The sequence below is a fragment of the Streptomyces sp. C10-9-1 genome, from assembly GCF_024497955.1.
In the GTDB taxonomy this organism is placed as follows: domain Bacteria; phylum Actinomycetota; class Actinomycetes; order Streptomycetales; family Streptomycetaceae; genus Streptomyces; species Streptomyces sanyensis.
The window spans coordinates 369,095-387,512 of record NZ_JANHKP010000004.1; the positions used below are offsets into that span (position 1 = coordinate 369,095).

The 18,418-nt window shown below is 72.7% G+C and carries 15 protein-coding genes and 1 pseudogene; 7 read left to right on the plus strand and 9 right to left on the minus strand.

Features of this window, described 5'->3' with window-relative positions; all coding sequences use genetic code 11:
• Positions 1 to 6: 6 nt before the first annotated feature.
• Positions 7 to 1,170, plus strand: coding sequence for a winged helix-turn-helix domain-containing protein (locus NPS70_RS08085; RefSeq protein ID WP_256523376.1), 1,164 nt, complete (start codon positions 7 to 9; stop codon positions 1,168 to 1,170).
• Between the two features lie 84 nt (positions 1,171 to 1,254).
• Here the strand turns inward: NPS70_RS08085 and NPS70_RS08090 are convergent, their stop codons facing one another.
• From NPS70_RS08090 to mtnA, 7 genes are all read right to left on the minus strand, one after another.
• On the minus strand, positions 1,255 to 2,007 hold the full coding sequence (locus NPS70_RS08090) for a response regulator transcription factor (RefSeq protein ID WP_256523377.1): 753 nt from the start codon (positions 2,005 to 2,007) through the stop codon (positions 1,255 to 1,257).
• Positions 2,008 to 2,297: 290 nt separating this feature from the next.
• The gene (hpf, locus tag NPS70_RS08095) at positions 2,298 to 2,990 is read right to left on the minus strand and encodes a ribosome hibernation-promoting factor, HPF/YfiA family (protein ID WP_256523407.1); all 693 of its coding nucleotides are present in this window, start codon (positions 2,988 to 2,990) and stop codon (positions 2,298 to 2,300) included.
• 340 nt (positions 2,991 to 3,330) lie between these two features.
• Complete coding sequence (locus NPS70_RS08100) at positions 3,331 to 4,071, minus strand: phosphoribosyltransferase family protein (protein WP_308314991.1); 741 nt, start codon at positions 4,069 to 4,071, stop codon at positions 3,331 to 3,333.
• Between the two features lie 116 nt (positions 4,072 to 4,187).
• A complete protein-coding gene (locus NPS70_RS08105) occupies positions 4,188 to 5,939 on the minus strand; it encodes an LpqB family beta-propeller domain-containing protein (RefSeq protein WP_256523378.1) in 1,752 nt (583 codons plus the stop codon).
• Between the two features lie 82 nt (positions 5,940 to 6,021).
• Complete coding sequence (gene mtrB, locus NPS70_RS08110; RefSeq protein WP_256523379.1) at positions 6,022 to 8,010, minus strand: MtrAB system histidine kinase MtrB; 1,989 nt, start codon at positions 8,008 to 8,010, stop codon at positions 6,022 to 6,024.
• Between the two features lies 1 nt (position 8,011).
• Positions 8,012 to 8,701: a two-component system response regulator MtrA gene (gene mtrA, locus NPS70_RS08115; protein WP_305885567.1), complete on the minus strand. Its 690-nt coding sequence runs from the start codon at positions 8,699 to 8,701 to the stop codon at positions 8,012 to 8,014.
• A gap of 4 nt (positions 8,702 to 8,705) precedes the next feature.
• Positions 8,706 to 9,851 (minus strand): S-methyl-5-thioribose-1-phosphate isomerase, encoded by a 1,146-nt coding sequence (gene mtnA, locus NPS70_RS08120; RefSeq protein WP_256523380.1) that lies wholly within the window; start codon positions 9,849 to 9,851, stop codon positions 8,706 to 8,708.
• A gap of 188 nt (positions 9,852 to 10,039) precedes the next feature.
• On the opposite strand from mtnA, the gene NPS70_RS08125 reads away from it, so the two are divergent.
• The 6 genes from NPS70_RS08125 to NPS70_RS08150 all read left to right on the plus strand — a co-directional run bounded on the left by NPS70_RS08125 (position 10,040) and on the right by NPS70_RS08150 (position 16,319).
• Complete coding sequence (locus tag NPS70_RS08125; protein WP_256523381.1) at positions 10,040 to 11,266, plus strand: glycerophosphoryl diester phosphodiesterase membrane domain-containing protein; 1,227 nt, start codon at positions 10,040 to 10,042, stop codon at positions 11,264 to 11,266.
• A 4-nt stretch (positions 11,267 to 11,270) separates the two neighbouring features.
• Complete coding sequence (locus NPS70_RS08130) at positions 11,271 to 11,954, plus strand: DUF4129 domain-containing protein (RefSeq protein ID WP_374211956.1); 684 nt, start codon at positions 11,271 to 11,273, stop codon at positions 11,952 to 11,954.
• The gene (locus tag NPS70_RS08135) at positions 11,951 to 13,222 is read left to right on the plus strand and encodes a DUF4350 domain-containing protein (protein WP_256523383.1); all 1,272 of its coding nucleotides are present in this window, start codon (positions 11,951 to 11,953) and stop codon (positions 13,220 to 13,222) included. Before NPS70_RS08130 ends, NPS70_RS08135 begins: the two co-directional genes overlap by 4 nt.
• Positions 13,219 to 14,202, plus strand: coding sequence for a MoxR family ATPase (locus NPS70_RS08140; protein ID WP_256523384.1), 984 nt, complete (start codon positions 13,219 to 13,221; stop codon positions 14,200 to 14,202). The genes NPS70_RS08135 and NPS70_RS08140 overlap by 4 nt, the downstream gene beginning before the upstream one ends.
• Before the next feature lie 8 nt (positions 14,203 to 14,210).
• Positions 14,211 to 15,521 carry a DUF58 domain-containing protein gene (locus NPS70_RS08145; RefSeq protein ID WP_256523385.1) on the plus strand — a complete coding sequence of 437 codons (1,311 nt, stop codon included), beginning with the start codon at positions 14,211 to 14,213 and terminating at the stop codon, positions 15,519 to 15,521.
• Between the two features lie 471 nt (positions 15,522 to 15,992).
• On the plus strand, positions 15,993 to 16,319 hold the full coding sequence (locus NPS70_RS08150; protein ID WP_256523386.1) for a hypothetical protein: 327 nt from the start codon (positions 15,993 to 15,995) through the stop codon (positions 16,317 to 16,319).
• A 96-nt stretch (positions 16,320 to 16,415) separates the two neighbouring features.
• On the opposite strand, the gene NPS70_RS08155 is transcribed toward NPS70_RS08150, so the two are convergent.
• A complete protein-coding gene (locus tag NPS70_RS08155) occupies positions 16,416 to 16,850 on the minus strand; it encodes a DUF5959 family protein (protein WP_256523387.1) in 435 nt (144 codons plus the stop codon).
• A gap of 211 nt (positions 16,851 to 17,061) precedes the next feature.
• Positions 17,062 to 18,200, minus strand: a pseudogene (locus tag NPS70_RS08160) (IS701 family transposase).
• Between the last annotated feature and the right edge of the window lie 218 nt (positions 18,201 to 18,418).

Genomic DNA, 18,418 nt, shown 5'->3' on the forward strand with positions numbered 1-18,418 from the left:
GCGGGCATGACCACGCTGCCGTCCCCCGCCCTGGACCTGTCCGCCGACGAGGCCCGCCGCATAGCGCTGCGCGCCCAGGGGCTCCTCGGCGCCCCCGACCGGCGGGCCGGTGTCCGCGGCGTGCTGCGGAGCCTGGGCGCCGTCCAGCTCGACACCATCTCCGTGCTGGCCCGCTCCCACGAGCTCGTCCCGTACGCGCGCCTCGGCGCGGTGGGGCGCCGCACCGTGGACGAGGCCTACTGGGGCGGCGGCCGCAGCTTCGAGTACTGGTCGCACGCGGCGTGCGTGCTGCCGATCGAGGAGTGGCCGCACTTCGCCTTCCGCCGCCGCGCCTACCGCTCCCGGCCTCAGTGGTTCCAGGACCTCCCCGACGGCGCGTACGACCAGGTGATCCGTCAGCTGCGCACCCAGGGACCGCTGACCGCCACGCAGCTCGGCGGCGCGAAGAACGGCGGCGAGTGGTGGGACTGGTCGGCCTCCAAGGTCGCCGTCGAGCGCGCCCTGATGTACGGCGAGGTGGTGTGCACGGAGCGGCGCGGCTGGAAGCGGGTCTACGACCTGGCGGAGCGCGCGGTTCCGGATGCCCTGCTCCACGACGCGCTGGACGACGCGGAGTGCCTGCGCCGCCTGGTCCTGCTGGCGGGCCGCGCGCTCGGGGTCGGGACGAGGTCCGACATCGCCGACTACCACCGGATCAAGGGCGAGCAGTTCGACGCGGTGGTGGCCGACTCCGGGCTGGTGCCGGTGCGGGTCGAGGGCTGGGCGAAGCCGGCCTGGGCGGACCCGGAGGCCCTGGCGGCACCGGTGCGGGGACGGCACCGCACCACCCTGCTGTCCCCCTTCGACTCGCTGATCTGGGAGCGCGCCCGCACGGAGCGGATCTTCGGCTTCGTCCACCGGCTGGAGGCGTACGTCCCCAAGCAGAAGCGGGTGCACGGCTACTTCGCGATGCCGCTGCTGGCGGGGGGCCGGCTCCGCGGCCGGGTCGACCCCGCCCGCGAGGGCGGGACGCTGGTCGCACGCCAGGTGTCGCTGGACGGGGCCGGGGCGGTGGAGCCGATGGCGCGGGCACTGCGCGAGGCCGCGACGTGGGTCGGCTGCGACACGGTGCGCGTGGAGCGGTGCGACCGGCCCGAGCTGGCCGCCGGCCTGGTCAGGGCGCTGGGCTGAGGCACCCGGGCGTCGGCCCGCGTCGCGCCCGGCTCCGGGCCGGGCGGCGCCCCCGGGCGGCGGGCGGCCCGGGAGGGCACCGGGTCAGCGGATCTCCAGGATCTTCTCCCGCATCGCGTACACGACGGCCTCCATGCGGGAGTGCAGCTGGAGCTTCTCCAGGATGTTGCGGACGTGGTTCTTCACGGTGTTCTCGGAGATGAACAACTCCTTGGCGATGTCGCGGTTGTTCATGCCCGTGGCGACCAGCTTGAGAACTTCCAGCTCCCGGTCGGTCAGCCGGGGCGCGGGCACCAGCCTGCGCTCGTCGGTGCGCTGGATCATCGACTTGAACTCGGTGAGCAGCTTGGACGCCATCGACGGGCTGATCTGGGACTGCCCGTCGGCGACCGCCCGGATGGCGGTGGCGACCTCGTCCGTGGAGATCTCCTTCAGCAGGTAGCCGGTGGCCCCCGCCTTGATCGCGTCGTAGAGGTCGGCCTCCTCGTCGCTGATCGTCAGCATGATGATCTTTGCGCTGGGGGCCACCTCCTTGATGGAGGTGCAGGCCTCGATGCCGCCGCGCTTGGGCATCCGCACGTCCATCAGCACGATGTCGGGAAGCAGGTCGGCCGCCTTGTCGACGGCCTCCGCCCCGTCCCCCGCCTCGCCGACGACCTGGATGTCCTCCTCCTGCTTGAGGACGATCTCCAGCCCTCGCCGGAAGAGTGCGTGGTCGTCCACGACGAGGACCCGGATGGGCTCCGCCTCACGGACCCCGGCCGAGCCGTCGGCCTCCGCTGCCGCACCGGCGAGGTGGCCCGCTTCGCTCTGCACAGGCCCGAAGCCGTCCGCCATGGTTCCTCCCCCTGAGCCGCAGCCCGAAGATCATGTCTGGTCCGCCAACGCCAGTGCGCCGCACCTCCGTTGGTCCTGCCGACGTCATGCTTTCATGCCGGGGCGGCGGATCGGGGGTCCTGCGGTCGCACGATGGTGCCCCTGGGGGCGCACGGAGCGCTCCAGGGGCACCGCTGTCAGGGATTCGACGGACCGTCACACCGCCTTCCGTACGCGGTGGGCTCCGCCGGTGCGGGAAGCCCACCGCGGACCTCCGGGGGCTGCGGGCCGCTGTCCGCCCGGTGCGGCGGTCAGCCGCCGAGGGCGCCTCCGGCGCCGCCGGCCTCCGCCCCGGCGAGCGGGTCGGTCTCCAGCTGGATGACGCCGTAGTCGTAGGCGTGCCGCCGGTAGACGACACTGGGGTGCTTCGTCTCGGAGTCGACGAAGAGGTAGAAGTCGTGCCCGACCAGTTCCATCTCGTAGAGGGCCTGGTCGAGGGTCATGGGCGCTGCGGTGTGCAGCTTCTCGCGGACCACCAGCGGGCCCTCGCCCTGGACCTCGAGTGATCCCATGCGCGTGGTGGGGACGGTCTCCGGCGGCTCCTCGGCGGCGACCGGCTGGCCGTTGGCGTTCAACTCGGCGACGCCGGGCACCACATCGGCCACCTCGGCCGCGGTGAGCCGTCCGTTGCCGCGCCTGTTGTGGCGCTTCTCGTGCTGCTTGCGGAGTCGTGCTTCCAGCTTTCCCGTGGCGAGATCGAGCGCTGCGTACGGGTCGGCGGCCGAGGCCTCGGCGCGGATCACCGGGCCGCGCGAGCGGAGCGTGATCTCCACCCGGTCGGAACGGTCGGCCTGCCGCGGGTTGTGCTCCTTGGACACCTCGACGTCGAGGCTGATCACCTTGCCGTCGAGCTTCTGGATCTTGTCCAGCTTCAGCTTCTCGGCCACGTGCTTGCGGAACCGCTCGGGCACCTCGGTCTTGCGGCCCTTGACGACGATGTCCACGCAGAACTCCGTTCCCGGGTCGCTCCGCCCCCATCGGCTGCGGAGCATTTCCCTTTGTGCACCAGGCCCCGTCGATCACGGGGCTTCGGACGTGGTGACTTTCACCTCCTCCTCCCCGGTCGACGGGATCTCCACCCCATCGATTTTGAGTTGGTCCCTGTCCCGAAATCCCGTCCGGAAAACATGGCGGGGAGTTTCGGTGAGGCCCGGGCACCCCTTCTCACCACCGAACATAGCTCGGTGTGCGGGTCGGCGGCACCCGTTACCAGAAGGTACCTCCGATCAGGGGTTATTGCCCTCTCACTACCTGCAACGTTGCGGGTTCCCCGTCAGTTCCTGTTTATTTCCACGGCGGTGCTGTCCAGGCCACCACTGCGGCGCTCACGTGTTCGAAGGACGGAAAGCCGGGCCCCTCCGCGGAGGCGGCACCCAGTGCACGGGCCGCCTCCGCGAGCGTGGCGCCCGTGGTCACCAGATCGTCCACCAGGACCACCCTCCGGCCCGCACACAGGCCCTCCGCGCCGCGGCGCACCTCCAGGGCCCCGGACATGTTCGCCAGCCTCTCGGAGGCCGTCAGGCCCGCCTGGTCCGCCACCCGGCGCGCCTGGCGCAGGGCGGGCAGGACGCACGCCTCGGTGCCCGTGCCCCGCAGCCGGGCCGCCGCCGCGGCCGCGATGCGGCGCGCCGGGTCGTGCCCCCGCGCCCGTACCGCCCGCCGGGCGGAAGGCACCGGCACCAGCGCCAGCCCCGCCGAGGGGCGCTCCCCCGCGGGACCGGCCGCGGCGCGGCAGGCGGCGGCAGCCCGCACCGCGGCGGCGAGGGCCCGGCCCAGCGGCCGGGCCAGCCCCGTCGCCCCGCGTTCCTTGTGGGCGAGGAGGGCGGCCCGCACCGGGCCGCGGTAGTCGGCCGCCGCGTGGACCGGCGGCAGCCCCCGAGGGGCGTCCGCGACCACGGCCCTGCGGGCACCGGGGGCCAGCAGTGCCGCCTCGCACCGCGCGCACAGCAGGGACCGCGGCCGACCGCACCCCGCGCAGTCGACCGGCAGGACCAGTTCCACGGCCGCGTGCCACCATCCGTCCACGCCCCCACGGTGGCGGGGTCGCGGCGCCCCGCGCCACCCCTGTGGACGGGGACCTCCGGCCCGGCCGGAGAGGGCGGCGCGCCCCCACCCGGCCGCCGTGGCGGGAACCGCCCGGTTCAGCCCGGGTAGACCGGGGCGGACCCCTCCTTGACCAGCGTCTGCCAGTTGGCGCCGGCGGGCAGGCGCACGATGCCGTCCTCCTCCGAGTAGGCCACCAGCGGCATGGTCTCGTCGTCCGAGGCCGCCACGGCCCTCACCTGGTTCAGCCCCGGCAGGATCGCGTTGGCGGCGGTGGAGCCGTCGGTCTGGATGTAGCGGACCTGCTGGACGCCTCCGGACTCCTTGCCGACCACCACCAGGCGGCTCGGGCCGGCCCAGGAGACCGCCGTCACCGTCTCCAGCTGCGGCGCGGCGGGCCGCAGGTCGGCGATGGTGACCGCCGGGTCGTCGCTCGGCCCCCGGTGCTCCACCCGTCCGATCTTCAGAGTGGTCTTCCCGTCCTGCGTCAGCAGCAGCGCCATCCGGACACCGTCGGCCGAGACCCGCAGCGCCTCGATCCGCGCGCCGTCGAGCCCCGGGACGATCCGGACGTCCTGCGGGGTCCCGGTTCCCTGCGGGACCCGGACGAGCGACGGGTCGGCCGGGTCGCGGTCCGCCACCCACAGGTCGCCCCGGCCGTCCCAGCTCGGCGCCGACAGCCGCTCCTCGCGGGTGGGGCCCTGGCTGCGCAGGACCTCGCCCTTGAGCTCGGAGCCCGTGACCACCGAGGTCACGTACAGCGAGGCGGCGTCCTTGGACACCGCGGCGCCGGTGCGCTCGTCGCGGGAGACGGCGACGCTGCTCATGGGGAGCCTGCCGTCGCCGAAGGGACCGGGCACGTTCCGCGGTTCGGCCGTCTCGTCCTCCGCGCGGCTCTCCAGCAGCGCCAGGCGGTCGTGCTCGTCGACGAAGTACTGGTGCTCGGGGCTGCCGACGACGTGGTCGGGGGCGTACTGCTTGGCCTGGCCGCTGCTGAGGACGCACAGCTGCGTCCCGTCGCCGATCAGCTCGACCTGCTCCACCCGGGCGGACGACATGTCCTTGAGCGTGAACAGGATCTGCGCGGCCATCTTGGTGCACTGCGTCCGGGAGACGCCCACGGCGCGCTCGTTCAGCGGCACCTTCAGGACGTTCCGGTCGTCCAGGTCGAGCGTCTTCACGCCCTTCATCAGGGCGGTCCCGCCGGGGAACCGCGATTCGACCACGGGCTCCAGCCAGCCCGTGGGACCGGCGAGCAGCGCCGCCACGGCCTGGGTGACCGGGTCCTGGCGGGTGACCGGGTCCTGGCGCTGGCGGATGTACACCGGGTCCGCCACGACCACGTCGCGCCCCGAGGCGAAGTAGTACTTGTTGACCGAGACGTAGTTGCGCTCGAAGTCGGAGGCGCCGAGGAGCAGGCCCGGCGGCAGGCTGTCGATGCGCCACTCGCCCTCCTCCCCGCCCTGGCGGGACAGGTGGATGGTGCGCTGGTAGTCGGTCGGCGGCACCGGCTGGTACGCGTGCTGGGCGTCCACGCTGGCTATCTGGCGGCCGTAGAGCGGATAGGTCATGCCCGGGTCGTTCCCGGTGCCCAGCACGGGGGCCCCGGGGTCGGGGGCCGCCGTCAGCACGGTCGTGGACTCCTGGGGACGCCACTGCTCGGACGCCTCGGCGGACAGATAGGAGCGGGCGGTGGCGAAGTTGGCGTCGTCGCTGGTCATCGCCTCCAGGAAGCCGGTGACGATCTCGTCCGGGGTGGCGCCCTGGCGCGGCTGGACGGCGTAGACGCGGACCTGGGCGTCGCCCCGCTGGGACGCCTTCACCGCGTGGACGTCTCCGCTGTCCGGCATGGACGCGCATCCGGCGAGCACCACGGCCCCGCAGCCGATCAGAGCGGCGCTGCGCAGTGACCGACGGTGCGGCCTGTTCCGTTCAGCGCCCACGAGCCGATTCCTCCCGTTCCGGTGCCACCTGTGCCGGCGTCTCCTCGCTGCGCTCGCCCACCTGGCACGCCACGACGCGGGAGGCGCTGCCCGGCAGGGCCGCCGGGTCCACCCCGACGGGGGCGCCGCCCCGCTGCTGGGCGGGCAGGGGCGGAAGGTCCGCCGCGGACTGGGCGGGCGCGGACGTCCGGTGGTGCCCGTCCGCCGCCGGTTCACCCGACGGGGCGGTGCGCTCCCGGTTCTGCCGGGAGTCCTCCGGCTCCAGCGGTATCGGCGACCCGCGCAGCGACTCGTCCGCGGTGCGCGGCAGCGTCAGGCGGAACTGGGAGCCGCCGCCCGGCTCGCCCCAGGCCTGGAGCCAGCCCCCGTGGAGGCGGGCGTCCTCCACGGCGATGGACAGGCCGAGCCCGGTGCCGCCGGTGGTGCGGGCCCGGGCCGGATCGGCGCGCCAGAAGCGGCTGAACACCCTCGTGGCCTCGCCCGGCTTCAGCCCGACGCCGTAGTCGCGCACGGCGACGGCGACGGCCCCGCCGGCGGCGGCCATCCGGACGACGACGTCCTTGCCCTCCCCGTGCTCCACCGCGTTGACGACCAGGTTCCGCAGCACCCGCTCGACCCGGCGGGCATCGGCCTCGGCGACCACCGGCTGGCGGTCGCCCACCACCCGGATCCTCGACCCCTTGCGCTCCGCGAGCGGCTCCGCACCGTCGATGACCCGGCGGACGACCTCGCGCAGGTCTATGGGCTCGGCCTCCAGGGCCGCGGCGCCGGCGTCGAAGCGGCTGATCTCCAGCAGGTCGGACAGGAGGGACTCGAAGCGGTCGAGCTGGTCGCCCAGCAGTTCGGCCGAGCGCGCGGTCACGGGGTCGAAGTCGCTGCGCGCCTCGTGGATCACGTCGGCCGCCATGCGCACCGTGGTCAGCGGGGTGCGCAGCTCGTGCGAGACGTCCGAGACGAAGCGGCGCTGCATCCGGGACAGGTCCTCCAGCTGCTGGATCTTGAGCTGGAGGTTCTGGGCCATCTTGTTGAAGGCCTCGCCGAGGCGGGCGATGTCGTCCTCGCCGGTGACCTTCATGCGCTCCTGGAGCCGGCCGGCGGCCAGGCGCTCGGCGATACCGGCGGCCATCCGCACGGGCGTGACGATCTGCCGCACGACCAGCCAGGCGATCGCGCCGAGGAGGACCACCACGAACAGCCCCGCGGTCGCGAGCGTCCCGCGGACCAGGGCGAGCGACTGCTCCTCCTGGGCCAGCGGGAAGACGTAGTACAGCTCGAAGGGCTTGCCCTCGATGTCGTTCAGCCGGGTGCCGACGACCAGGCCGGGCTCGGTGTCGGAGGAGTCGTTCCAGTAGCGGATGCTGATGTACGTCTCGTACGTCCCCGAACCCCGTCCGACGGCCTCCCTCAGGGCCTCCGGGATGCTGGCCGGGTCGACCAGGCCCGAGGTCCGCGGGGCGCGGCCCGTTCCGCCGCGCTCGGAGTCGGCACTCAGCGCGACCACGTTGTAGGAGCCCTTGCCGCCGCTGGCCAGCTGCGCCACCAGGTCGGAGCGCCAGGAGTTGGCGTTGCGCGCGGCCGAGGCGGGGCCCTCCTGACCCGAGGGGCCCACGGGGGTGTCGGCCTGCTCCCGGGCGACGGCGAACCCGCCCGCGGCCTGACTCTGGGCGGCCTTGCTCTTCGCGTCGAGGAGGCCGTTGCGGACCTGCCCGATCACGACGAAGCCCAGCAGGAGGACGACGCCCAGTGACATCAGGAGGGTGGTGACGACCACCCTGAGCTGGATGTTGCGGCGCCACAGGCGTACCGCGGGCAGCAGCGGGCGCCGCAGCCAGCGCAGCGCCAGCCGGGGTATCGGCCCGCCGGGCGCGCCGTCCTGGATCAGGCGTCCGAGCCGTGCGGGCCCACGGCCCGGACGGGCAGCCCGCCCCGTACGGACTCCCGGCCCCCCGGGCTTCGGAGCAGCGCTGCCGCCGGACATCTCAGCTCGGTCCCGCCTTGTAACCGACGCCCCGGACGGTCACGACGATCTCCGGCCGCTCGGGGTCCTTCTCGACCTTGGAGCGCAGCCGCTGAACATGCACGTTGACCAGACGGGTGTCCGCCGCGTGGCGGTAGCCCCACACCTGCTCCAGGAGCACCTCACGGGTGAACACCTGCCAGGGCTTGCGGGCCAGGGCCACCAGCAGGTCGAACTCCAGCGGCGTCAGCGCGATCGACTGCCCGTCCCGTTTCACGGAGTGGCCGGCCACGTCGATGACCAGGTCGCCGATGGTCAGCTGCTCGGGGGCGGGCTCCTCGGACCTGCGCAGCCTGGCGCGGATCCGGGCCACCAGCTCCTTGGGCTTGAACGGCTTGACGATGTAGTCGTCGGCGCCGGATTCCAGGCCCACGACCACGTCGACCGTGTCGCTCTTCGCGGTGAGCATGACGATCGGCACGCCGGACTCGGCACGGATCAGGCGGCACACCTCGATGCCGTCCCGTCCGGGAAGCATCAGATCCAGCAGCACCAGGTCCGGCTTGGTCTCCCGGAAGGCAGCAAGTGCCTTGTCTCCGTCGGCCACGAACGACGGCTCGAAACCCTCACCACGCAGCACGATGCCGAGCATCTCGGCCAGTGCGGTGTCGTCGTCGACGACAAGGACTCGTCCCTTCATATTCGACATCATCCCATTAGCTCATCGATACCCGTCGTGACCTGGCACACAGCTCGGCGATTCCGCCGCCGGTGACCGGCGACAGCACCCCCTCCTCGGTGACCACCGCGGTCACGAGTCCGGGGGGCGTCACATCGAAGGCGGGGTTGTACGCCTGCGCCCCCAACGGTGCCAGGGACACCCCACCATCGCGCGCCGCCTCCGCACCCGCCCGCAGCAGTGTGAACTCCGTCACTTCCCGGCCCGGGCGCTGCTCGATCTCGATCGAGTCGCCGCGGGCGGTGGACGCGTCCAGGGTCGTGGTGGGGGCCACCACGACGAACGGAACGTGGTGGTACCGGGCCAGCACGGCGAGCGGGTAGCTGCCCACCTTGTTGGCCACCGAGCCGTCGGCGGCGATCCGGTCGGCGCCGATGACCACCGCGTCGACCTCCCCGGCCGCGAACAGCGACCCGGCCGCGTTGTCCGCGAGCAGGCTGTACGGCATGCCGTGGCGCGCTGCCTCGAAGGCGGTGAGCCGGGCCCCCTGGAGCAGCGGACGGGTCTCGTCCACCCACAGCCGCCGCAGCTCACCGGCCCGGTGCGCGGCCAGCGCCACGGCGAAGGCGGTGCCCTCCCCTCCGGAGACCAGCGCGCCGCTGTTGCAGTGCGTGAGCAGCCGGTATCCGCCTCCGGGCAGCAGCTCCTCCAGAAGGGCCAGGCCGTGGGAGGCCATCCGGCGGCTCGCCTCCGCATCCGCCCGATGCAGCTCCTCCGCGGCACCGAGTGCCGCGGAGGCGGCCGCCTCCGCGGACCCTCCGCCGGCCAGGACCCGCCGATGGGCGTCGGCCGCTGCGCGGACCCCGCGACCGAGGTTGACCGCGGTGGGCCGCGCCCGCTCCAGCAGCCCGGCGGACTCCTCCACGTCGTAGCCGCGCGCGGCGGCCAGGGCCACCCCGTAGGCGCCCGCGATCCCCAGCAGCGGAGCCCCGCGGACGGCGAGCGTCCGGACGGCCTCCACCAGCGCGGGCACATCGGTGCAGCGGAGTTCCACCTCCTCGGCGGGCAGCAGGGTCTGGTCGAGGAGCACGAGCGCGGGGCCCTCGGGCGCCTCCTCCCAGCGGAGCACGGACAGCCTCGGCGGGCGTCCGCCCCCGGGCCTCTGTACGTCCTGGTCAGCCATCCGCCCAGTCTGCCCGCTGGGCGCCGGACGGTGAAGGGACGGCGGAGGACCCCGACGCCCCGGTCCACCGGCCGCACCCTCATGGCACGATGGCTGCTGCCAAACAGCCGCCCCACCGGGCGGACCGCACACCGCAGGCGCCCCGCCCTCCCGGACCGGCGCCGCGACCCGATCTCGAGGTGGACCACGTGAACGACACTCCGGGCTGGGCCTCGCCCGGGTCGGCCCCCTCCGACGGGCGGAGCCCGGAGGTTCCGCACCCCGCAGTCCCGGCCGACGCCTCCCCCGCGAAGTGGTCCGCCGAGCAGCCGCCCCCGGGGGACTGGTCCACTCCCGGGCAGGGCGACCGGAGCCCCGGCGGACCTGCCGCGGGCCAGGGCGGCGGCCACCCGGGCCCCTACGGCGGAGGACCCTGGGGAGGACCGCCCCCCGCGGCCAAGCCGGGGGTGATCCCGCTGCGCCCCCTGGGCATCGGGGAGATCCTCGACGGGGCGGTGACCACACTGCGCACGCACTGGCGCACGGTGCTCTCGGTGACCGTCACCGTCGCGGTGCTCACCCAGGTCGCCAGCATCCTCATCGAGCGCTTCCTGATGCCCGCCGTGCCCGAGATCGACCCGGAGGCCACGCCTGAGGAGGCGCTCCGGCAGTCGCTCGACTCCCTCAAGGCCTCCCTGGTCTCCCTGGGCCCGACCATGCTGATCACCATGATCGGCACCCTGCTCACGACGGCGCTGCTGACCGTGGTGGTGAGCCGTTCCGTGCTCGGCCGCCCCGTCACCCTGGCCGGCGCCTGGCGGGAGGCGCGCCCCAGGCTGCCGCACCTGCTGGGGCTGACCGTGCTGCTGCCGGTGGGCGTCATCGTGCTCGTTGCCGTCGGCGTGCTGCCAGGCATCCTGATCGGCGGCGTGGGGGGCGTCCTCCTCTCCGTCCTGGGCGCGCTGGTCGCCATGGTGGTCGTCGCGTGGCTGTCGATCCGCTTCGCCCTCGCGGCACCCGCGCTGGTCCTGGAGCGGCAGGGCGTCCTCGCCTCGCTCCGCCGGTCGGCCAGGCTGGTGCAGGGCTCCTGGTGGCGGATCTTCGGCATCACCCTGCTGACCGCCCTGCTGGCGTTTCTGGTGAGCATGGTGGTGGCCGTTCCGTTCACCGCCATAGCCTTCATCGTCGACGGCGAGGGCTTCGGCGACTTCCTGAGCGGCAGCCCGCCGGAGTTCGGCCTGCTCTTCCTGGTCATCACGGGGATCGGGGCGGTGATCGCCTCCTCGATCACCTATCCGATCACGGCCGGTGTGAACACGCTGCTCTACATCGACCAGCGCATCCGGCGCGAGGCCCTCGACCTGGAACTCGCGCGCGCCGCCGGACTGCCCGGCTACGGCCCGGAGCCGGGGTCCGCCCCCGTCAGCGGGGGTTGACGGGGTGTCCGGCACGGGGGGCGTGGCCGCGATACCACTGACCGGGGCACGCGACGGCACACCGGTGGACGTCCCGCGCGTCCCCGCCCGGGAGGCGGCCGAGCGCGAGCTCTCCGACCCCGCGTACCGGGAGCACGAGCCCGACCTTCTGGAGCGCGCCCTCGACGCGTTCCTGAACTGGGTCGGCGAGCTGTTCGACGGCCTCTCGGGCAGCGGCCCGGGCGGGGTGGTCGGACTGGTCGTCTTCGCCGTGGTCATCGGCTTCTTCCTCACGGCGCTGTGGTGGCGGATGGGTGCGCCGCGGCGCACGGCCACGCCCGCGGACACGCTCTTCGACGACGGACCCCGCAGCGCCGCGCAGTACCGTGCGAGGGCCGAGGAGCACGCCGCCGCCGAACGCTGGAACCCGGCCCTCCAGGACCGGATGCGGGCCCTGGTCCGCTCCCTGGAGGAACGTGCGATGCTCACCGCCCGGCCGGGACGCACCGCCGACGAGGCGGCGGCGGAGGCCGGCGGCGCGCTGCCGGACCATGCCGGGGAACTCCGCTCGGCCGCGCGGGCCTTCGACGACGTGACATACGGCGGCCGGTCCGCCGACCGCGGGATGTACGAGCGGCTGCGCTCCCTGGACACGGCCGTCGCGCGGACGAGGCCGCACTGGGAAACCGACCAGGAGGCGCCCGTATGAAGACCGCCGCTCCCACGTCGCTGTCGCCGACGGGACAGCAGGTGTGGGCCAGGGCCCGCGGCGCACTCGCCGTGGTCGCCCTGCTGGTCGCCGCCGGCATCACCATGGCCGCCCTCCGCTCGGACGGCGGCTTCGGGCGCCTCGACCCCCGGTCCACGGCCCCGGCCGGGAGCAGGGCGGCCGCCGAACTGCTCAGGGACCAGGGCGTGTCCGTGCACCCGGCCACGACCCTGGGCGACGCGCTGGCGGCGGCCGGGTCCGGCACGACGCTCCTCGTCACCGATCCGGGCCTCCTCTCCCACGCCCAGCAGGACGCGCTGCACCACGCGATGTCCACGGCGGGGGGACGCACCGTGCTGCTGGCCCCCGACCGGGACGCCCTCATCGGCCTGGTTCCCGAGGTCGCCACCGAGCCGCCCGTCCCCGTGACGCCCCTGGACCCCGGGTGCTCCCTTCCGACGGCGGACCGCGCGGGCGACGCCGAACTCGGCGGCCACCGCTACACCACAGGCGCCCGCGGAGCCGACCTCTGCTACCCCAGCGGCGGGGCGCCGACCCTGCTCCGGCTGGATGCCGGGGCGGGCGGGGAGACCGTCCTGCTCGGGGCACCCGACCTGCTCTACAACGACCGGCTCGACGAACACGGCAACGCCTCCCTTGCGCTCCAACTGCTCGGAGCCCACCCCGAGCTGATCTGGTACATGCCTTCCTTCGGCGACACCTCCACCGGCACGACGCCCGCTCCCGGCGACTCCGCCGACGGACACGGCGACGGGGCCGCCGACCGCGAGGACGGCCCGGGAGACCGGGCCGCCGACCGGCCAGGCGAAGAGAGCAGCTTCCTGGACCTCGTCCCCGACGGCTGGGTGTGGGGGACGGTCCAGCTGGGCGTCGCGGCCCTGCTGGCCGCGGTGTGGCGCGCCCGGAGACTCGGTCCGCTGGTGACCGAACGCCTGCCGGTGTCGGTTCCCGCCGCCGAGACCGCGGAGGGCCGCGCCCGCCTCTACCGCCAGGTGGCCGCCCGCGAACGGGCCTCGGCCTCCCTCCGCTCCGCCGCACGCGCCCGGCTCGCGCCCCTGCTCGGGGTCGCGGCGGCCGACACCCACACACCGGACGTGCTCGTCCCCGCCGTCGCCGCCCGCCTGTCCCAGGACGCCGCCCGGGACCCGCACACCCTCCTCTTCGGCCCCGCACCGGCCGACGACGCAGCCCTGATCCGACTGGCCGACCAACTCGACGCCCTCGAACGAGAGGTACGCACCTCATGAGCGCCCCGTCCCCCGAGACCACCGCGCACTCGGACCGCGCCCGCACCTCCCTGGAGGCGCTGCGCGCGGAGATCGCCAAGGCCGTGGTCGGCCAGGACTCGACGGTCACCGGTGTGGTCGTCGCACTCCTGTGCCGGGGGCACGTCCTCCTGGAGGGTGTCCCGGGAACCGCCAAGACCCTCCTCGCCCGCTCCCTCGCCGCCTCCCTCGAACTGGACACCAAGCGGGTGCAGTTCACCCCCGACCTGATGCCGAGTGATGTCACCGGTTCCCTGGTCTACGACACTCGCACTTCCGAGTTCTCCTTCCAGGCCGGACCCGTCTTCACCAATCTCCTCCTCGCCGACGAGATCAACCGGACGCCTCCCAAGACCCAGTCGGCTCTGCTGGAGGCGATGGAGGAACGCCAGGTGACCGTCGACGGCATCGCGCGCCCCCTTCCCGAGCCCTTCCTTGTCGCGGCGACGCAGAACCCCGTCGAGTACGAGGGGACGTACCCGCTGCCGGAGGCTCAGCTCGACCGCTTCCTGCTGAAGCTGACCGTGCCCCTGCCCTCACGCGAGGACGAGATCAGCGTCCTGAGGCGCCACGCCGAGGGCTTCAACCCCCGTGATCTCCAGGCCGCTGGCATCCGCCCCGTGGCCGACGCGAACGACCTGGAAGCGGCTCGCGCCGCCGTCGCCCGGACCTCGGTATCGGCCGAGATCGCCGGCTATGTCGTCGACATCTGCCGTGCCACACGCGAATCCCCCTCCCTGGCCCTCGGCGCCTCGCCACGTGGCGCCACGGCCCTTCTCTCCACTGCCCGGGCGTGGGCGTGGCTGACAGGCCGGGACTACGTGATACCGGACGACGTCAAGGCCCTGGCTCTTCCCACACTCCGTCACCGTGTCCAGCTGCGGCCCGAAGCGGAGATGGAGGGAGTCACCGCCGACTCCGTCATCACCGCGATCCTCGCCCACGTGCCCGTCCCCCGCTGAGGCCCACGATGGCTCTGACCGGACGGACTGCTCTCCTCGCCGCTCTCGGCACACTGCCCGTCGGCTTCCTCGCCCCCGGCTGGGCGGGGATGCTCGCCGTCAACGTGCCTCTCCTGCTCGCCATCTTGTGCGACTACGCCTGGGCAGCGCCAGTGCGAACGCTCCATTTCACCCGATCCGGTGATACATCCGTTCGACTCGGAGACTCGGCGGACGTCTCCCTGACCGTCACCAACGCCTCGTCCCGCCGGATGCGCGCCGAGCTCCGCGACGCCTGGCCGCCGAGCAGTTGGGCACCGGGGACCGCCGCCGGTGCCTCGCGGCACCGTCTGCGGGTCCCCGCCGGGGAGCGGCGTACGGTGACGACCCGTCTGACGCCCACGCGTCGCGGCGACCGCCACGCCGACCGCGTCACCGTTCGCTCGTACGGTCCCCTCGGGCTCGCCGCCCGGCAGGGCGCCCACCGGGTGCCGTGGGCCGTGCGCGTCCTCCCCCCGTTCACCAGCCGCAGGCATCTGCCCTCCCGTCTGGCACGTCTGCGGGAACTCGACGGCCGCACCAGCGTCCTGACCCGGGGCCAGGGAACGGAGTTCGACAGTCTCCGGGACTACGTGCCCGGCGACGACACCCGCTCCATCGACTGGCGCGCCACGGCACGGAGGTCGTCGGTCGCCGTGCGCACCTGGCGTCCCGAGCGGGACCGACACGTCCTGGCCGTACTGGACACCGGGCGCACCTCCGCCGGGAGGGTGGGTGACGTGCCACGACTGGACGCCGCCATGGACGCGGCACTGCTGCTGGCCGCCCTGGGAACACGCGCAGGGGACCGTGTGGGACTGCTCGCCCATGACCGCCGGCTGAGGGCGCAGGTCCCCGGCCGCGGTGCCGGTGACACCCTGCCCGCCATGGTCGAGGCCATGGCACCGCTGGAGGCGGAACTCGTGGAGACGGACATGCGGGCGCTGGTCGCGACGGTGCTGCAGAGCGCGCCCCGCGGCTCCCTGGTCGTCCTGTTCACCGGACTCGACGCCGCTCCCGTCGAGGAGGGGCTCCTGCCGGTGCTGCCTCAACTCACCCGAGGCCATACCGTCGTCGTGGCGTCCGCCGCGGACCCCCGCGTCGCGGAGATGTCGCAGGGACGCGGAAGCATCGAACGCGTCTACGAGGCGGCTGCCGGGGCCCAGGTGGGGGCCCAGCGGGGCCGCATCGCCTCCCGGCTGCAGCGGTACGGTGTGACGGTCGTCGACACCGCTCCCGAGAACCTGGCGCCCTCGGTCGCCGACGCCTATCTGTCCCTGAAGGCCGCAGGGCGCCTCTGACGGTGTCCGGGGCCCCGGTCACGGCACAGTGGGGGCGGAGGGACACGTCGGGGGCGTACCCGAGTCGCCGTGCTCCGCACCTGCCCGATCCCGTCGGGCACGCCTGCCGGCCCGCTGGAGCGCCTTGAGCACGATCAGCTTCGCTTCTTCGTGTGGGGACGCGGAGGCCGCCCGACGTCCTTGAGACCTCACCAGCTGCCCGGGAGTCCCCACGACGCGCCTGTCGCCCACGGACAGCGTCCAGGGGGTGGTTCGGTCTGGAAGAGGCTGAGCGGGACTCGGCGGGGCCCTTCCTGCGCGGGACGCCGTACCGTCCGTCCCACCGCAGCTCGGAGTCGGGATCGATCTGCCCCCACGGCCGCCGTGGAGCTGAACGTGCGAGCCTGGCTTGAAGCTCGTAACACGACCTTGTGACCAAGGATTCTGCATCTGTTGTCACACGGCTGCCTGCTCGCTCGCGATACTGAAACCATGGACAGCTACGAGGGCACCGCGTCTCTTGAGTGGTGGGCCAATCGATCGACCTGTCTGGGCAGGCTTCGTGTGCAGGTCGCGGTCCGTCACACCGGAGACAACCGGATGTCCGAGGTGACCCTCGAACCTCTCCTGGCCACGGAGGACAGGGAGAGCCTCGACACCCTGATGCAGCTCGATCCGCACTTCACCTTGCGCTTTGACGACGAGAGCACGTTGCTGGTCAAGGTCGTCGAAGCAGGAGTTGAGGAACGGCTCGTCCTCACCGCAGCGGAGACAGGCACTACAGAGCCGACCGGAAGCAGGCACGCATCGCCCCAGTAGCCCTAGTACTGCAGCCGCACTTGCTGTGGCTGGCGGTCCGGCTGGTCGTTGAGCTGATCACGGGTGGGGCGGCACGGTGGGCCATCCCCGGCCTTCTCACCGCTCCAGCTGGAATCGGCTTCTGACCGCCGCAAGCATCTGGCGGTGTGCGCCCCAATCAGGCTGAGTCACGATGGGCACGGTGACGAAGACCTGTGAGCCAGTGACGTCGCAAACGCTCACGTCCGTGCAACTGCTCTCGTTCTCCTCTGTGGGGTCGATCATGATCCGCGGGGAGCGTCCGCTCTCCAGCCAAGTAGCCCTCCTTCCGGCCGCGAGAGACTCCAGAACCTCGGCCCAACTGTCGAGGTCATACGCGTTGAGATACAGCTCGACGCGACCACTGACGAATCCGGTGCTGACCACAATCTCAGCGTGGAGGGCGTCGTACTGGTCGGTGCCGGAGAAGCTCATTCCTCCGGTGACGCACAGGGAGACGCTCTGCTCCTCGTCCGAAAGGCAGATCAACTTGAGTGGGCTGGAATCGGGCACGTCGGCACTGCCCCTTTCTGTGCGATGCGTACTCATAGACTGCACGGCGGCTATGGCGGTCGGTGGCCGCGGCGGCGGTAGTGGCTGAGGCGGGCTCGGTACTGATGGCGGCGGCGCCAGCGTGACCAGTGCAGGATGTGTTCGGCCTCGTGTCGGACGGTGTGGACGACCTTGGCAAGCAGGCGGCGGATTTCGTTCACGCTCAGTCGTATCAGGTCGCGGTTGCCTCCCCCTTTTCACCGGTGGTGACGCGGAGTGCGGTCAGGTGGGCGGCGGCTGCCATGGCCAGGGTGATGTGCCGGTACCAGGCCCGGTAGTGGCGGACCTGGTAATGATCCAGGCCGGCCTCGTTCTTGGCGGCCTGGAAGCACTCCTCGATCGCCCAGCGGGCCCCGGCGACCCGCACGATCTCCGCCAGCGGCGTGTCGAGCGGCGCGTGCACCAGGTAATACGCCCGCTCGCCGGTCGTTGGGTGGCGGCGGATCAACAGCGAGATGGTGAAGCCGTCGGCGGCCTCGCGGTCCGGCACTGGCAGGCGGGTCCAGGCGTACTCGCGCAGCCCGTGGGCGCCGTCGCCCGCCGAGCGGATCTCCCAGACGTGCTCGGGCAGAATCGCCGCCAGGGTGCGGGCGTTCTGCCCGCCCGGCCCGAGTCGGTGTTTGTAGCCGATGGCCAGTACGTAGGCCAGGCGTTGACCGGTCAGCCAGGCCCGCAAAGCGGGGTTGTCACCGTAGACCTCGTCCCCGGCCACCCAGCGAAACGGCACGCAGGCCGCCACCACCCGCTCAAGCATCGCCTTGGCCAGGGCGGGCTTGGTGGCGAACGCGACGTTCTCGCCGATCCGCGCGTCCGCCCGGCGCTCGGCGTCTTCCGTCCAGGAGGTGGGCAGGTACAGCTCGCGGTCGATCAACGCACGGCCTGTAGTAGAGGCGTAGGCGAGGAACACCCCGAGCTGACAGTTGTCGATCTTTCCGGTGGTGCCGGTGTATTGGCGTTGCACCCCGGCGGACCGGACGCCCTTCTTGATGAACCCGGTCTCATCCAGGATCAACACGCCTCATCCGCCGCGAGATGCTCCAGTACGAACGAGCAGACCTCGTCGCGGACTGCGTCCGCGTCCCAGTCTGCCTGGTTCAACAGGCGCTGCATGCCGTCCGGGCACCGCTCGCCAGCCTGCTCGGCCAGCGTCCAGCCGTTTTTGCGCTCCAGCGGCGCCAGCAGCCCCCGCAGATACTCGCCCGCCCGATGGCGAGGCTCTGACCTGCGAAAATGCTGACCGATCCGGTCCTGTAGCGCCTCCAGCCCCGCCGCCCAGCCCCGCACATCGTCAACCGTGACGTCCCCACCCATGTCCGACTCAACGAGTGTCCGACCCACCCGTCTGCTCCCCGAGATAGCGGAGCTTGCCCATGCCCTTGGTGTTCGGTGATCTCTTGCGTGACATGACAGGCAGGATTCACCGTAGTAGCAGCTCGTCGCGGTGGTCGGTGGGCTAATTGCCCGAAGCGGGGGACGACGTCCACGACCCCGTCCGCGGGAACCCCGCACACAGCCCCCGGGAACACTCC